The organism is Maribacter sp. (assembly GCF_039968975.1).
Classification (GTDB): Bacteria; Bacteroidota; Bacteroidia; order Flavobacteriales; family Flavobacteriaceae; genus Maribacter.
In genome coordinates, this window is the sequence record NZ_JBDVOT010000187.1 from 1 (window position 1) to 17980 (window position 17980).

Genomic DNA, 17980 nt, shown 5'->3' on the forward strand with positions numbered 1-17980 from the left:
AAAACGAAAGCGATTGAAAAGTTAGATAAATTCACTGTTAAGATTGCTTACCCAGATAAATGGGAAGATTATTCTACGATGGAAGTTTCTGCAGACAAGTCTTATTTTGAGAATATGACTGCGGTTGGTAAATGGGGTGAGTTAAAGAACTATTCAGAAATTGGTGAGCCTGTTGATAAAACAGAATGGGGAATGTCTCCACAGACGGTTAATGCATATTTTAATCCATTGAACAATGAGATTGTTTTTCCTGCTGCAATTTTACAGCCACCTTTCTATAATTATACTGCTGATGAAGCTGTAAATTATGGTGGTATTGGTGCTGTAATCGGTCATGAGATATCTCATGCTTTTGATGATAGCGGTTCTCGTTTTGATGCTGATGGAAATTTAAAAAACTGGTGGACAGAAGCTGATTTAGCTGCTTTTACAGAAAGAGCTGATGCTTTAGCGGTACAGTATGATAGTGTTATGGTATTGCCAGAAGTATATGTAAACGGTAAATTCACTTTAGGTGAGAATATTGGTGACTTAGGCGGATTGTTAGGAGCCTATGACGGACTTCAAAAATACTACGCTGAAAACGGTCGTCCTGAAGACATTGATGGCTTTACGGCAGAACAACGTTTCTTTATGTCTTGGGCTACGGTTTGGAGAACAAAAAGTAGAGATGAAGCTTTAAGAACTCAGATAAAAACCGATCCGCACTCTCCGGGTATGGTTAGGGCTACGCAACCTTTATTGAACATTCAAGCGTTTTATGATGCTTTTGATATTAAAGAAGGTGATGACATGTACCTAGCTCCTGAAAAGAGAGTTCATATTTGGTAAACTATATTTTAGTAAAAGACGAAAAGGGCGCTACATTGTAGCGCCCTTTTTTTATTCTATTTCGTCTTTGCGAGGAGCATTTTCGCGACGTAGCAATCTGTCTGTTATTGGTTACGAGTAGGTTTTAGTCAGCTCATAAACAGATTACTTCACGCTGTTCGCAATTAAGTTAGTTACTCACCGAAACTCGAACACCTTCACTATGGCTACTAAATTCTGGTGCATACATACTTTGTATAGTAGTAATGCCATTACTGAAATCGCCAGCATTATTGACACGTACGTCATATTCAAATACATAAACTCCTTTCCGTAAATAATCAAAGAAGAAATTGGTGCTAGCGTCTTTTGTGCTTTCGTAATACCCGAGACCATCTTGCCATTTGTAACTAGAAATTACGTTTACAGGTTCAAAACCGGCAGCTCTCATATCTTTCATATGTACAAATTCCATATCTCTATCCGCTCTTAACTCTATTCTTATTTTAACAAAGTCTCCCACCTTTAAAGTAGTTTTATCGGTTACTTCAGAAATTACCTCGCCAGTATCGGTATTCTTCTTCAAAAAGATTTTCTTCTTTAATTTCAACGGAGTCTCAGCGCTCGTAATTTTATCTAAGTCCTCAAAATACTGCCAGTACAAAGCTCCCCAGGCAATGCCGTTGCCTTTTTTACTGATTTGTACTTCAGCCATTTTAGTAGAAATCTCAGCCGTATTCCATGACGTTTTAAAGTAACCGGTACCTGCTTCGACCTTTACATTTTCTAAAGTGGAAGGGTCAATTTTTTCTCCACCAATTAAAACATCAACAGCATCTGTAACGGATAACCATTCACTACCCTGAAGTAGTAACGCGTATACTGCTTCTGTGGTAGCTTTAGTTGTGCTCCATTGGTTGGTCTGTTTGTTTTTAAGTAACCATATTTTAAGGTTGTCTACAGTTTCAATATCAGTAGGGCGAATCTCGGAAAATGCTTCAATCAACAACGCTTGTGTTTCAATTGGCGCTTGGTACCAAAACCATGAGCTGGTATTGCTTTTCCAGTACATGCCCAATTCATCACTAGTAATACTATTTTCCTCTAAAGCACGTAGAATCTTGGTAGACGTATTTGCATCATTATTTCTATGTAGAACCAATGCTAACATTCCTTGAGCATACAAGCTTCTCTTTGTCCAATATTTCTGTGCTTGCTTCATATAAAACGCAGTTACCGCATCTACTTTTTTAGAGGTTTTAATATCCTTAAAAAAGCTGCGCATGTATAAATAATGAACCTGATTTGCGCTTAAATGGTCGTTGTTTATATTAGAAGTATGTTTCTTCATATACTCATACTCTTTTACAAACTCATCATCTAAATATGAAATTGCATCCATAATCATATCAGATTGTTCGCTGTCTGCAACAGGTGTAACCAAATGATTTAAATGCCCCATACCAGAAATGATATGTTGGGTTATGTATCTGTTATCTGGACCGCCATTGAACCAAGACCATGCACCGCTTGAATTCTGATTTTGAGCAAGTTTATTTAATGCTGATTGCTGCTCATTTTTCATCTTGTTTAAATTGAACAATAATCCAATTCTTTTCTTTTGCTCCGTTTCAGACTGTGCGTCTCGCAACCAAGGTGTTTCTTGAATGAGAAGGGATTTCAATTCTTCGTTCTTTTCCAGATTACTCAATAAAGCATCTGAATTTGCCCATTGATCAAATACCTCTCTAATTCTGGGGTTACTGTTGGCAATATGACTAGCCAATGTATTTGCATAATACCTAGAGAAGGTCTGTTCGTTACAATCGTAAGGGTATTCCATTAAGTAAGGTAATGCCTGCACTGCATACCAAGCAGGATTAGAAGTCATCTCTAAAGTCAACTTGTGATGATTTAACGTTGCCGAAGAGGTGTTCTTCAATTTATCAAGCGTGAACGTTTTTGTTTGGTTACTGCGAATCCACATAGGTAGTGTTTCCGTTACCAACATTCTGTTAGTTAATACAGGCAGCATATGCTGTTCACCATCAGAAAAATTACCTGCCTTTGCAATGATTTTATATTGGACAGACTGTAAGCCGTCAGGAATTTTTAGTGCCCAAGATACTTGTGTGTTACCCATGGCATCCACATTAAAAGAAGTTGTGTGCGATGAGACCAACAATTGATTAGATATATCTGAGCCGGTTACTGCATCTGTCAACTCCAATTTTGCCTGCCCAGCAAGTAGTTTTTCATTAAGGTTGGCAATTTTAGTGCTAATGATAATTTCATCTCCTTCACGTAAAAATCGTGGTACATTTGGTGTTACCATCAATTCTTTTTGGGTTACCGTTGTCAGATTTGTTATGGTACTTTCCAATTCTTTGGTATGTGCCAAGAGTTGTAGGCTCCATTTCGTAAGCGCTTCAGGAGTCGTGAAATTGAAAGAAACATTCCCTTCCTTATCTGTTTTTAAGGTGGGGAAGAAAAATGCGGTTTCCTGTAGGTTTTTACGAATAGTTACTGACCCAAAATCTAGATTCTCGGTCTCGGGTTTAGGTGATGTTTCGGTAATTTCAACACCGGCTACTCTGCCTTCTAATTTACTAGCAATACTTGCATTAGAATCCTCAAGCATAACCATTTCCTCTAGCTCTGCACCATCTGCCATCATAGCTTTTTTCAGAGGTGCTGCAGATCTTTTATACAGAGCCCTTGGTCCGTTAAAATTTCCGTAAGAATGAAAATCTAAGCCGAAGGAATCAAAAGTATCAAAACTAAGATTGGGGTAGTTAAAGCTGGTTTGGTGATAAAATGTTTGAAAATTAATAGTGGTAAAACTATTATAAGCGCTAGTTCTTCTACGAGAATAATAATAAGGCTGGTTAATAGGATTAAAATACCATGAGTGTGGTCTAAATTGATCCAGAGAGGCATCATACATACTAGCCAATAGCTCTGCGCTCACTTTATCACCTGCAGGTCCTTTGACTTTAAAAGACCAAGTTTCATCAACACCTGGTGCAATTTTATCCCTGAAAGTCGTGGTTTCTATTTCTAACTCATTAGACGGGTAGGGTACAAGTATGTTCACAGTATTCTCTTCAAAATGATTGGCAAATGCATAACTGTATGTAATAGCAAAACCTCCTAAATCATCTTTAGTAATTGGTACTGATATTGTTTTAGAATTACCATTTAGCGTAATGACCTTTTCTTCAAAAACCTCCTTGTTTTTCTCTACAATTACCGTAACATTCAGATTTTCTGCATTAGAAAGAAAAGTAATCTGTGCCTGGTCTCCAATTGCGTATTGCTCTTTATCTGTTTTTACGTTAAACAATTGGTTATCGGCTAACTTTTGCTCATTATCCGTGATTGAAAAAACAGCGATATCTTTTACTTCTTGCCCAAACTTATCTTTTGAAAACAATTCCATTCTATATTTTCCAGATGTCCAATTTTTAGTTTTTCCAAGACTGATTTCATTAGTTTTTTGGGTGTCAAATGTAGATTGCCAAACCATTTTGCCTTTCTGCCAATTAGAAGCATTGTCTTCATTCTCATAAGCATCATGCGGGTATAACTTCCTAAATTCTTCTTTTGAAAAACCTGAATAGTCTGGCGCAGCCCATGGTCTTGGTCTAAGTACACGTTCAGGTGCTTGTAATTTGTATAGTTTTACTTCTCCTGTTGCAGCAACAGGCTGTCCGTTTAAATTATTACTGGTAATACTGAAGCTGTTATCTTTTAGAGACTTATCTATGCGCTCTAATACTAATAGTCTTACGTTTAATGCGTGATAGCCCACATTTACATTAGTCGTTGTACTTCTTGTTTCACCGTTAATATCAGTTACATCTGCCGTAACCTCATAGGTGAACGTTGGTAAGTTTTCTCTTTCTATACTATTGTCTGGTATAGCCTTGAAAGTGATATTGTAATTACCTAGAGCATCTGTAACTGTTTCTCCTTGAACAATTTCTTGTGATGAACCATTAAAAAACGGTCTTGTCCAATAATACCATCTTGGTAGACTTACTACTCTTTTTACCCGGTAAACTACTTTAGCATCAGTTATATTACTGCCTGCATATGCAGTAGCTTTACCGGTTACGGTTACACTATCGTTTACTTTATAGGTTGCTGTAACAGGTTCAAAGTTAGTTTCGAATTTTGGTCGTTTATACTCTTCTACTGAAATAGTTGCGTATCCATTTAACCCATAGGTGTCTGAAGTAGTACGAATGGAAAATTGCCCTGTTAGTCCCGTATTTGGCAGTATAAATTCACCTGATACTGAACCGTATTCATTAGATGTCAAGACTTGGGTTTCTATTTCTTGACCATTTAAATCATATAGAGTTACATTAATGTTTGTGTTCTCCAAGACTTTAGAAATACCTTTATTCTGGCTTATGGCAATTCCTTTAAAGTATACAGTTTGCCCAGGTCTGTAAATACTTCGGTCTGTAAATAGAAAGCAACTGTAGTTAATTTGTTCCTTGTTTTCGGCATAGCTTCGGTTAACGTAGTACTCGCCAAAATAGGCTTTGTCATTTTTAGTTTTAACCGTAATGTGTAGATCGTTCCAGTTATTTTTACTTTTTTCAATGGTAATAAAACCTGATTTATCGGTGATATATGAAGCTCGCGTAAGTGCATCTTTGTAGTTTTTTCTATAACTTAAAGCAACTTCGGCACCTGCAATAGGTTTACCATTGTTTCTTTCTATGATTTGGTATTGTTGATGCGTGTTGGTTTGAGATTCAATAACCGCAACATCTGTTGACTGTACAGCCGTATAACTAAATACATCTATTTTTTCATCTTTAGATTCAGCCGTTAAAATATAGCTTCCGTTTTCTAATGCAGGTACTAGGATTTCTGTGCTATGTGTCTGGTAATCTTTCTCGATTTTTAAATCTGCAGACCAAGTCTTAGCTATAGGTAGGTTTTTAATAAAAACTTTTCTTTTAGTATCTGGATAAATTTCTTCAAGCTTTGAAAGTTGATTTTGCGTGATTTTATAGGCATTTAAATCTAAGTTTTCAACATTTTTGTATTGCACCAAAAGTCGACCTATCGTATTATTGGGAATGTGTTTTTCAGCGGTTAACTGAACATTGTAGTCTTGAATCTTTGCCTTTAAAACTTCGCATTTTTGTGCACCTAAGCTTTTAGGAAATCGTGTGATAATATTATCACATAGTTCAATTGCTTCTTTTAATTTCCATTGGTGTTCTATATTATTTTCAGCAGTGTAGGTGAGACCAAATTGTTGGTATTGTAGCGCTATTTCATAGGTGTATAGACCAGAAAGGGAACTATGTTTTATATTCTCGGCTGAATTTTTAAGTACTTCTACATATAGATCATCCTTATTGCTGAAAGTAGCGTTTTGGTGAATATAACGTAAACGCTCTATGTCAACCATTACAAGCGGATTAATGTCTGGGTTGCCAAAATGAAAAGCTACTAATTGTTGGTAAATGTTGAGCGCCTTAGACTGAAGTGATAAACTTTGTCCTTCATCAAAATTTAAAAAACTAGCGGTATATGCCTCACATAAAATAGCTTCATCATCAATTTCAAAAGCGTCTGCAGGTTTATTAATATTGTTTTCACTAGTCGTATAAAATTCTAGCGCTGTATGTGCTAAAAGATCATAGAGTGTAGGTCTAAAAATTCTATTTTTCTCTTCTACATCTAATAGTACATCAAACTGAGAAATAGGTAGCTTTTGTGTAACACTAGGGTTTTGTAAAGAGGCGGTAAAGTTGAAGTCAATTTCCTTAAAAAGAGTATCTAAATCCCAAGTTCTAAAATCCGTGGAATCTACTTTTGCATCTGTTGTTGTCCTATTGTAAAAGCGATACCTGTTTTGTTGAAAATACTGCCAATATAGTTTCGCCAAATAATTATGCAGAATTTGCTTGGTTGGTTCATCGGCAACGGCAATTTCAGATTTAAAATCATTGATGATGCTTAATTTGGAGTCCTCTTTAAGACTCATGATAAATTTAGACTTGTAAAGAATGGCTTTGATTAGCTGTACGTTATTATCCTCTTTTTTTGCCTTTTCAAAAATGGCTTCTGTCTGTTTTAATGCAGATTTGCTCAAGTTTTGATCCTCCAAATCAAGAACTTTATCCCAAAGTGAATCATAAGAATTGTGTTCTTGGGCATTACCAAATTGTGCAGACATAAATAGAATTAGAGTTACAAATAGCTTTTTCATCATAGTAAAATTACAATACAAAACTGTGCCAAGGTAATTTTATATACAATCAAAAATGAGTGAAACCTCCTTTTCGGTTGGTAATTATGATTGTTCTAAGTTATTGGTGGAGATAATTACTGGAACAATGTAATAGTATTGTAGAGGTGTATGGGTAGTATAGTCAGTTAGGGAAAGAAAATTTAATTGTTCTTTGGATGAGTTTTAAATTTAAACACCATTTCTATTCATAGTTATACCACGCATTAAGCAGTTGTTTACAAGAACTTAATACCTTCTTAATAATTATTTGCGACACGGTTAACCCCAACTTTACATTAATCTATTTGTTTTGATACTTAAAACCAAACTGTATTAAAATGAAAAATGTATTGAAACCTTTTTGTATTGGAATTCTTGGGTTTACCCTAATATTTACTTCGTGTGCTGATGACGGTATTGATGGTGTAGACGGTGTTAATGGCGTAGACGGCACAGATGGTGTCGATGGTGCTGAGGGAGCCAATGGTATGGATGCCGAATTTCCAATAACTATTGATCAGCTTAGCTTTTCTAAAATAGGAACGTTTACAAATGGTAATGACGAAGCTTTTGCAGAAATATCTGCTTTTGATGCCGTTACCAAAAAGTTGTTCATAGTAAACCCTGAAGAAGATGAAATTTCGGTATTAGATTTGACCGATGCAACAAACCCTGTAAAAGGCGCTTCTATCGCTTTATCCGGTAGCCCTAATTCCGTCGCTGTAAACAATGGTATTTTAGCGGTTGCCGTTGAAAATAACGATAAGCAATTAGACGGCGCTGTTGATACTTATGACACCGATACGCAAGTTTTGATTAAGTCTTATGTAGCAGGAGCGTTACCAGATATGGTTGCTTTTTCGCCTGACGGGGAGTATATCGTTGCTGCCAATGAAGGTGAGCCCAATGATGATTATACGGTAGATCCAGAAGGTTCAATAACGGTTATTGAAGTAGCTGCGGAAACTGCAACTCAAATTTCTTTTGCAGGACAGATAAATCCTGGTAACGGATTCAGAGTTTTTGGTAATGATGGTGCTTCCTCATTTGTACAAGATGTGGAGCCGGAGTATGTTACCATTTCAGACGATTCTAGCACCGCATATATTGGTTTACAGGAAAATAACGGAATGGCAATAGTTGACCTTACTACGAAAACCATTTCCGGTTTGGTAGGTTTGGGAACAAAGAATCATAATGTGTCAGGTAACGAAATTGATGCATCTAATGAAGACGGAATAGCAGGAAATTTAAAAAACTGGAATGTTTTAGGTTTTTATATGCCCGATGCAATAGACTATTTCTCAGCTAACGGCAACGGTTATATTGTTTCTGCTAATGAAGGCGATTCAAGGGACTATGATGGGTATTCTGAAGAAGTGCGGGTTAAGGATTTGGATTTAGACCCTGCTTTTTATCCTGATTTTGAAGCATTGCAAGAAGATGAAAATCTAGGTCGATTAAAAACAACAACAGCAAACGGAGACCAAGATAATGATGGTTTGTATGAGCAGATATATTCGTACGGTGCTCGTTCTTTTTCTATATGGGATACGAACGGACAGTTAGTGTATGATTCTGGTTCTGAAATTTCTAGAAGAACATTGGCATTGGCTCCATCTATATTTAACCAAGATGAAGGGGAAGTAGATGGTAGGTCAGATGACAAGGGTGCTGAGCCAGAAGCCGTAAAAACTTTGAAGGTTGGTGAAGAAACGTTATTATTTGTAGGACTGGAAAGAACAAGTGGAATATTGGCTTACAATGTAACCAATCCATATAATCCAGTTTTTGTAACTTGGATCTATGATGCTGCTGATATTTCACCAGAGGGCTTAATAGTAGTAGATAAAAACGATAGCCCAACTGGAAATTATTTAATGATTGCAACTCATGAAGTATCTAGTACCATTGCTATTTATGAGATGAAATAAATATCATTATTTCAGAGAATATTTGAAAACGAAAACGCCAAATAGTATTATTTGGCGTTTTTTAGTTTTAAGCAAATTACTATGGTTTCATGTCGTTATCAGTGTCTCTATTTTTATAGAAAATGAAGTAACTATACGTTCAATACTTTCTTTAGTTCTGAAATGGTGCTTTCTCTTTCTAGATGAAACCCTAAACGCAGTATTCCAAAGACTAGTACTAATAATGCGATTGGAACTAAAATAAAGTACGCTTCAATTTTTTGGTTAAATGCTAAATAAACAGTGGCAAATAGCGCACAAATAATGAAGGCATAAAATAACCGTTATGGAACGTCTATATAATACTTTTCAGTTAACGGTTCATCTTGCCAAAAGGCAAGTTCAAAAGTCCAGTATGGGTTGTCTTCGTATATCGTGTGGTAATTGCCCCAGGTATATTGAAAACCATAACTTTCTTGCTTTTCTTTACTGTAGGCATTACCAAAGAGATAAACACTAGATGTGCCGCTAACCCTATTAGTATGTATTTCTATTTTATCTATTTGTAGCTCTGTTCCAGTAGGTATTTTGGCAATTACTTCTAAACTTGATTCCATTCCAAAACCACTGCCATCTTCTAAATGATAACCGTAATCTTCATATCTAGGCAAATCATTTTCTAGAATTAATGTAGGTCTTTTAGTGATTATTTTTTGATTTAAAATTTCTGAGAATGGTTTTTCTTTAGATACATCTCTGTATTTAGGTCTAGTTAGTATGTAGAACAGTAAGGTAACCGTACCAATGACCAGCACTAAAAATATTCCGCAACCAATTGCTATCTTTTTCATTAATGGTGTTTTGTCTCAGCGTAAGTTAAATCGTTTTAATTTTTGTCGCTAATTAATGAGCGAATATTTATTGAAGTATGGTTAGTACATAATGATTTTTACCTTATTAATTACTTTAGGGCATTAAGATTTGACCTATAAATAAGGCTGCATTTTTAGGATTTACTTAGCTGTAAATTTAAAATATTCCATGTAGATACCCTCGCTTTACATAACAATTGGGTTGCTTGTTATATTTTGATTATTTGCAGGGATATAGGATTAAATGATTGCAATTTTTACTCTGTTATTTGCTTAATTTCACCGGTAACAGAACATACAGACTTTACCGTGTTAAATATGGTCCCAAACTTTTCTATATTCTTTTTGAGTAAATCAATATTTAAGTTTTTTTCTTGACTGTAAATTTTTAGTTCATAATTTATCTCATCCATTCTGGGTGGTTTATCAAGACGGATAGCATTAACCGCTATTTCTGCGTTTGAGTATTCAAAATTCATTAAAACAGAGAAACGTTCTACATTTTTAAGAATACAAGCAGAAAATGATCCTAAGAACAGTTCAGCAGGGTTTGGTAGATGATCGGCAGATTCAGGAGTCGTTCCAAAAGCAATTTCCGATTCTTTAATTCTTATGGAAGCATTATTCTTTGAAGAAGAACTAGCTTTACTGAAATATTTCATAATCTATGTTTTTATATAGTTACAGATAAGGTCTCAGCTAGGGCAAGTAAAGCTGGCAGGTAAACTTTTTGTTCTGTAATTATTTTTCTTTTTTTAATTGCCAGTTTCGAATATTTCGCTGACGCGTACTTTTAAATTTGGCGGACATAGCAAACATGCCCAGGTGTTTAAATTTAGCTCTTTTCGCCCTATTTGCTAAAGGTATTATTGGTATTTCGTATTTTCTCGTGCAGACTAGTTTTTATTTAAGTCAAATATGATTTTTAAAGTATGTATCGTATAGTTCATTTTTAAAATTCCATAAAAACCAACAAGTAAAAGCAAGCTAATCCTGAGGATTTCTTTTGCATCTAGCGGAATAATAGGATATATAAGGAATATATAAATGGGGACCACAGTAATTGCTAGTCCAGCTAAAAAGTTTCCAATTCCAGTCTCTTTATCAAATTTAAAGCCAACCAGATCTACTTTCTTTAAAGTCTCATTTGGTTTTAGAAGAAAAATATTCTTTGTTTTTAAGAGATAGTAACCAACAATGATAAAAAGGCAAATGATAATAACGTTTACTGAAAGCCCGTCAAGTTCCACATTGCGTTTTTGAATTAAATATTCATATGCGCTTAGAGAAAGTGCAACTATCAGTAATACTAAAAATATGTATGTCAGTATCCTATAAATCTTTAGTAACATCTTCAATTATTTTTTTTTTTCAAATTAAGCATAACGTTGTTGTAAGTAGTTTTTACAAACCGTAGGTGTTCAATTTATTAATCTTCTTTTTTATATTTAAGATTTTAATAAATAGAAAGATATTTTAGAAAAACATAAAAAACAGATTAATTTATAAGAATATAGATAAACGTTAAAACATCAATCTTACAAATTAACCTGAACTTTTAATAGATTATTTGGTATTTAGGTACATCTCTGGATTTTCTTTAAATATGGCTTTACAAGTACTAGAACAAAAGCCATATAGCTTATTATTATATTGTAATGTATCGCTAAAGTGTGTTCTAATAGACATACCACAAACAGGATCTTTTTTGTTATCTACCTTAATATCTGAAATTGATTTTTCAGGACTTAATACTGATGTCATTCCACTATCATACATAGCTCTTAGGGTTTCTACTATGTTTTTATCTGTATTGTTTTCGCTTCCGCCTTCTATTGGTGGTTTTGGGTCGTATTCTAAATCTAACATAACCATCTTAGTGTAATTATCTCCAGCAATTTCTCTTAGCATAGCTAAGCTCATATCCATTCCGGCTGTAACACCAGCACTAGTCCAATATTTACCACTATTTGCGTACCTGGTATTTTTTATTTTAGCTCCGTAGTTTTCTTCTAATATCTTTTTTCCATACCAATGTGTAGTCGCTTCTTTTCCCTCTAGTAAACCTGTAGCTCCTAAAATCCAAGCTCCAGTACATACACTAGCTGTATATTTAGAGTTATTATCAATGTCACGAATCCAATTTAATAAGGTGTCATCTTTAGTGAGTTGGTAAGTTTCTTTAAAACCTCCAGGAATCAATAAAACATCTAATTGTTTTACATCAGTAATTGTTGTGTCTACTTGTACTTTCATTCCTCTTGCATCTTCAACAAGTCCGTCGTGAAGACCTACAAAAAAGACTTCTGTTCCCATTAAAGATGTAAACACAGCATACGGACCAACGGCATCTAGATTAGCAAATCCATCGTATAATAAAATACCAACGGTTTTAACTTCTGTATTAGGTTGAAGAAATAATGATGTATTGTCGTTTGAATCATTGACTATAATGACTTCAGGAGACTCTTTTTTACTATTGCAAGACATTATTAAAATAATGCATGTACATGCGGCTATAAATTTTTTCATATATTTTTATAATTTAGTAGTTAGCGTTACACCCCACATTCTAGGGCTACCAAGCATATAAGATCCATATCCCCAAGATAGATACCTTTTGTCGGTAAGATTACGTACCCAAAAAGCAAGATCTATATGGTTGCTAGAAATTCCAAATCGTGTATTAAGTATACTAAATGCTTCTTGACTATTACTATTTTCAAAATCTAATTGATATTCGCCAATATATTTAAATTCAGTTCTTGCAAAAGCTTTTAAGTTTTGATTTGATTTTGAAAAAGAAACACTGTATTGTGCGGCAATCATAGATTGATATTCTGGCGTATAAATAGCTTTATTCCCTTTATAATCTATTGTTGTAAATGTAGTAGAATTAAAAAGTTCTAGTTTTTTATATTCACTATGCGATGTGCTTGCTGTCCAATCTATTTGTAAATTTTTTAAAGGAAGTACAGAAACTTCTATCTCTAAACCATAATTATTCATATCACCAATATTCTCGGTTGCATAAACAGCTCCATCTGTAGTAGTGGTTAACTGCTGGTCTTTTTGTTGAAAATAGAACGCCGTTAAATTCACCTTTAGCTTGTTATTCCATAAATTGTTTTTAATCCCAATATCATAATTATCAGAACGTTCAGGATTGTAAGTTGGATTTATATCATTGCCAAAATTAAAACCACCTATTCTAAACCCTTTAGCATAAGAACCATATAGAATGGAATCGTCTGTTAATTGATAATTTAAAATGAATTTTGGAGTGAATGCCTGAAACGTTTTTTCGTCTGAGCTATCTATAGACAAAACGGTTACCTCCTCATCTTTTTCGTAGCTCGAGTTTTGAGTGAGTTTGCGATGTTCAATATCATAACGCGCTCCCAAAGTGACATCTAGTTTTTGAGTTATCGCATAGTTGGCTTGACCAAAAAATGCAATACCCATATTATCTTTAACACCATTGGTCGTGTTAGAATATGGTGCAGTTGGGTCGAATAACGCAAAATCTTCTTCATAATACGTTGTGTATTTACTTTTTGACTTGTCTAAAAATAAGTACGATCCTGCAGTCCAATTTAATTTACTTTCGTTTGCAGGAGAAGTAAAACGAAACTCTTGTGTAATTTGATTTTGTTTATTCCAAGTATCTCCACTAATGAGCTTAGCCGAAGTGAAATCGAAATCATATTTATCTTCAAACCCATTTTCATAATCTAAGAATGCTGTAATAGAGGTAAAATTGAATTTATCTCCATAATATTTAGCCGATATAGAGGCGTTAAAGTTTGTTCGTTCTTCTATGTTGTCATAGTTACCAAAAGCTTTATAGGGATCATTTAAAGCGATACTGTCTGTAGCAACCCATGGATATGCCCCTTTATCTTTGTTATTTTCATATCTTGATGTAAAATCTAACGTCCACTTATCAGATACAATATATTTCAGGTTTAAGTTTCCACTATACGCTTCTTTACCATCAAAATTTTTGGTATCTAAAGTTGGGTTTTCATATACAGCACCTCGTTTATTTAATTGAAGTCCGGCATTTACAAAAAGTTTATCTTGTATTAATGGTGTATTAAATCCTAAACTGTATCGTTGCTGTTGGTAATTCCCAAAATCTACTTCTACAAACCCAGTAGTTTTATTGATAGGCTTTTTAGTTATTACATTAAGTACGCCTCCAAAAGCATTTCTTCCGTAAAGTGTTCCTTGTGGGCCTCTTAATATTTCTACACGATCAATATTGTTAAAGTTTAAAGGTGCAGAATAGAAATCGAACTGATAAACCCCATCCACATAAGTGGCTACAGATTGCTCGTTAGTAAAGCCCATAGCTCCACGAAAATTAAGAAAATTAGATCCAGTACTATTTCCATGTTCTATAGTAAAAGCACTTGGAGCTAAAGCTGTTAAATCACTTATAGACCAAACACGATATTCTTTTAATTGTTTTGCATTTAAAGCAGTTACTGCTAAAGGTGTTTTTTGAAGGTCTGCTTCAATTTTATTAGAAGTTACCAAAACTTCTCCGAGTGATTCTGTTTGATCTAATAAAGTAATGACTAAATTTATTTTTTCTTCTGTAACAACTATATTTTTAATTTTAGTTGCAAATCCAATAGCACTAAATTGAATTTGATATTTCCCTGAGTTTAATATTAAAGTAAACTTGCCATCTAAATCTGTTGCTGTTCCTTTTAAACTATTTAATACTATAATGTTTGCAAAAGGTACAGGTTCGCCTTTTTCTGATGTGATAATTCCTTCTATATTTTGGGCAAAGTTACTTGTAACAACAAGGCATAACATTGCCATTATAATGTGTTTAATATTCACTTTATTTCTTTATTTAATTTTGTAATATATACACTTGAGAAAAGCGCATACTCTATTATGGACCTAATATTTTAAATATTAGATTTTTTGCAAATTCTAAATAAAGTCAAATTTTGGAGGACGAAAAACACGAGATAAATACGCAGATTTATATACCTTTTTATTGTAAATTGTATTTATTTTAGGAGTATACGCATACTTATATGTTAAGAAGTTAAATGTGTTTTTGTAATAATAGTATAGGATTTCAATTCTATCTTTTTTTGAATTAGGTATTTGTTTTTGATCTTGTTTTTCTGCTTTTTTAAGTTGTTTGGTTAAATAACATTTTCCATTACAAGTTGATTTAGGTTTTTCTTTATTAATACATAGTACTTTAGCAATGAAATTTTGATTGATTTTAAAGTTAATGAGTACACCAATCTTATTAATAGATGGGTATATCATTACAGTAATCATTACAATGGAAAATATTTTTTTCAATTAATTTTTAGTTAATCTATTTCATGAAAGTTCATTTTTCCAATTACATACAACGGAATTGTATAATAATAGTAGGGTAGTAAATAAGCACTTTCGTTTATATTTAACGGACTTAGTAAATAAACACAAAACTATGGTGTTAATACAAAAGTCCTATGTTTTTTATACATTGTTGTAAAACGTTTTTCAACTACCATCCAAAAGCAGTAATTTTATTTTGATTATTGAATTTAAAGTCAAAACAAGGTGTTAGTTCTTCAATGACTCCTTGGTTAGATTTCAATAAGATGTCATAAGTATAGTCTTCATACTCTAAAGTATGTACCAACCTATAATCTGTAAACTCTTCTTGCATATTACTAAAATACCTTTTAAAGCCTTTGTGTTTGCCTACATCGGGAATATTTGTTTTTATAAAGTGTTCTATAGTTTCTTCAGTATCTGTTTTTAATAAAATGGATACGAATTTGTTTATAATAGCCATTCGTTCATTAGGTTCCTCTCCAGCAACATATTTTGTACTATTCATTTTAGGAATTATAGGTTGATAGTTGTCTTCGAAAATTAATTTTTCTAATTCTTTACCTAAACGTCGTGTATCATACCGTACTAGACTGGTCATGTATATAATAACCGTATTTTTTTCGTCTGGAAGTCTAATAAAATTGGAATAATTAACGCCATTAAAACCACTATGCGCAATTTTTCTAGTATCTCTCTCGCTTTTAGAAATTACCCAACCATAGCCGTAATAGATATCTTTCTTTATACTACTTAAAGCATAAGGCTGTATTAATAGTTTGGTAGATGCTTCATTTAGAACATTATATTCCTCTATAGCCATATGCCATGTGTACATGTCTGATGGATTAGAAAGTATGCCTCCATTTCCTTTTTGGTGATAGGATACCTCATTTGAGTTAGCTTTCCATTTTTCTATGTGAGTTCCACGGTCTTCTTCGCATTTATAGGCACGAGAAAGATTATTTGCATTCCAATTAGGTAATAAATAACCTGTATTTTTCATGTCCAATTTTTTGAAGAAGGTTTCATTCAAGAAGGTTTCATAATCTTGTTGTGAAACTTGTTCGATTATAATGGTTAATAAAGAATAACCCACATTAGAATAATTATAAGAACTGCCTGGAGTAAAATCTAAAGGTGAGTTGAAAACCTGTTCTAAAAACGCTTCTTTTTTAATAGGTACAAAATCACCTCCTTTAGGAAGACTCCCCAAGATGCCCGAAGTATGGGTAAGTAATTGATGAATTGTTATATTTTTCTTGTCAGTAGGTATATTAGAAAAAAAACGTCCTAACGAATCATTTACAGATAATTGTTTTTCTTCTTGTAACTTAACAATGGCTGTAGCTGTAAATTGTTTTGTAATAGAACCTATGGTGAAAATAGTTTCTTTGGTAATAGATGTGTTTCTATTTCGATCGCTTAGCCCAAGTCCTCCAGAGTAGAGGATTTCGCCCTCTTGAGCTATTAGAATGCTTCCAGAAACCCCATTTTTATCACATTCGTTTAAGTAGGATTCTATTCTGTTTTTTAAAATGCTTTGTTCGGAGTTGGTTGTTTCTTTTTTTTTGCAAGATGTAAATAATACAATGATTCCAAATATTGGAATTAATAAGTTTTTCATTTTTGATTGATTGATTGATTTTGATTGATGTTACCATAAGACTAAAATTGAAGTTAGATGTTACAAGATTTCATCAAATGTTTTGCAGCTTGTTTGCATAAGAATAGTTGCGGGTTTGCGTGCGAGGATTTTCCGCAGGAAAAATCGGACACAAGTAAACGAGCAACTAACATTGGTTTAGTTAAAACTAGCAATTTTTTTATATGGTGTTACCACAATTGTTTATTATGAAATCCAAGTATGAATAACTTTGTCGATAATCCATTTATCATTGTTATCTTTTCGAATAAAAACTCGAAAACCATTTCCGTTCAGAATTCCTATTCCAAATCCAGCATTAATAACTCCGTAAGACTTGCTTTTGTCAAATAGTATTCTGTTAAACCCTATTTCCCCACCAACGTAAAAATCATATTTCGTTCTCCAGAATTCACGTCCTTTTGGGAATTCCGATTGAAATTTGAATTTAATTTTTCTGTTGTTTGAATGCAACTTATTTAAATTTATTTTGAATCCATTGTTTAGTTCTATGTTTTTAGAATCTAAAACTATATTGTGATTTTTAAAATGTTTGACTAACTCATACAAGTCTTCTCTTTGAAAGCGAGTAATAGAATCAGAAATAGCTAAATAAATTAAGGATTTGTCTTGGTTTAAGAAGTCTTTTTTTATTTCATAGTCTTTTATTGCTTGTATATAAATATCAGTCTTTTTATAAGCTTCAATAGCTTTATCGGTACTTTCATATTTGTCAAAAAATTCTGCTGAAGGAGGTGGAGGAGGTGGAGATTTTCGGCTGTCGTCGTAGATAGAATCTAAAATCGAAGGAAATATTTCATAGAAAACAGCTTGTTCAAATATAGTTTCAGAAACAATTTTTTCTTGCTTACAATTCCAAAAAATTGAAGTCAAAACCAAAATTGCAAAAAATGAAGTTAGCGGTTTCCTCATATGTGTGGCAATGATTAATTTATAATCTTTACGGCTTAGAAATCCGTAGGATTTCCCGCCGTACGATAACATTCTAAATATACGTAGATTTTCCGACGGAAAATCGCACAGTATAGATTATACATATTGTTAGCAAACGTGTTGTCGTGCAAACCTTTGTCTGGTCATAGATCACTGA

Annotated in this window: 11 protein-coding genes; 2 read left to right on the forward strand and 9 right to left on the reverse strand. The window is 33.5% G+C overall.

Annotation, left to right across the window (positions count from 1 at the left end):
• A partial coding sequence (locus ABJI11_RS12805) for a M13 family metallopeptidase (protein ID WP_348352841.1) occupies positions 1 to 831 on the forward strand: 831 nt, incomplete at its 5' end.
• A 169-nt stretch (positions 832 to 1000) separates the two neighbouring features.
• Here the strand turns inward: ABJI11_RS12805 and ABJI11_RS12810 are convergent.
• A complete protein-coding gene (locus ABJI11_RS12810; RefSeq protein WP_348352844.1) occupies positions 1001 to 7021 on the reverse strand; it encodes an MG2 domain-containing protein in 6021 nt (2006 codons plus the stop codon).
• 392 nt (positions 7022 to 7413) lie between these two features.
• Here ABJI11_RS12810 and ABJI11_RS12815 point away from each other — a divergent pair, with 392 nt between their 5' ends.
• Positions 7414 to 9009 (forward strand): choice-of-anchor I family protein, encoded by a 1596-nt coding sequence (locus tag ABJI11_RS12815; RefSeq protein ID WP_348352847.1) that lies wholly within the window; start codon positions 7414 to 7416, stop codon positions 9007 to 9009.
• A gap of 323 nt (positions 9010 to 9332) precedes the next feature.
• Here the strand turns inward: ABJI11_RS12815 and ABJI11_RS12820 are convergent, their stop codons facing one another.
• The 8 genes from ABJI11_RS12820 to ABJI11_RS12855 all read right to left on the reverse strand — a co-directional run bounded on the left by ABJI11_RS12820 (position 9333) and on the right by ABJI11_RS12855 (position 17802).
• Positions 9333 to 9839, reverse strand: a complete 507-nt coding sequence (locus ABJI11_RS12820) for a hypothetical protein (RefSeq protein WP_348352850.1) — start codon at positions 9837 to 9839, stop codon at positions 9333 to 9335.
• Positions 9840 to 10117: 278 nt separating this feature from the next.
• Positions 10118 to 10522, reverse strand: a complete 405-nt coding sequence (locus ABJI11_RS12825) for an OsmC family protein (RefSeq protein WP_348352853.1) — start codon at positions 10520 to 10522, stop codon at positions 10118 to 10120.
• Between the two features lie 234 nt (positions 10523 to 10756).
• Positions 10757 to 11212 (reverse strand): hypothetical protein, encoded by a 456-nt coding sequence (locus ABJI11_RS12830; protein WP_348352856.1) that lies wholly within the window; start codon positions 11210 to 11212, stop codon positions 10757 to 10759.
• 214 nt (positions 11213 to 11426) lie between these two features.
• Positions 11427 to 12392 carry a DJ-1/PfpI family protein gene (locus ABJI11_RS12835; RefSeq protein WP_348352859.1) on the reverse strand — a complete coding sequence of 322 codons (966 nt, stop codon included), beginning with the start codon at positions 12390 to 12392 and terminating at the stop codon, positions 11427 to 11429.
• 6 nt (positions 12393 to 12398) lie between these two features.
• The gene (locus ABJI11_RS12840; protein ID WP_348352862.1) at positions 12399 to 14699 is read right to left on the reverse strand and encodes a TonB-dependent receptor; all 2301 of its coding nucleotides are present in this window, start codon (positions 14697 to 14699) and stop codon (positions 12399 to 12401) included.
• 117 nt (positions 14700 to 14816) lie between these two features.
• Positions 14817 to 15203 (reverse strand): hypothetical protein, encoded by a 387-nt coding sequence (locus ABJI11_RS12845; protein WP_348352865.1) that lies wholly within the window; start codon positions 15201 to 15203, stop codon positions 14817 to 14819.
• A 190-nt stretch (positions 15204 to 15393) separates the two neighbouring features.
• Positions 15394 to 16851 (reverse strand): serine hydrolase domain-containing protein, encoded by a 1458-nt coding sequence (locus ABJI11_RS12850; RefSeq protein ID WP_348352868.1) that lies wholly within the window; start codon positions 16849 to 16851, stop codon positions 15394 to 15396.
• Positions 16852 to 17076: 225 nt separating this feature from the next.
• Positions 17077 to 17802 carry a hypothetical protein gene (locus tag ABJI11_RS12855; RefSeq protein WP_348352871.1) on the reverse strand — a complete coding sequence of 242 codons (726 nt, stop codon included), beginning with the start codon at positions 17800 to 17802 and terminating at the stop codon, positions 17077 to 17079.
• Positions 17803 to 17980 lie beyond the last annotated feature (178 nt).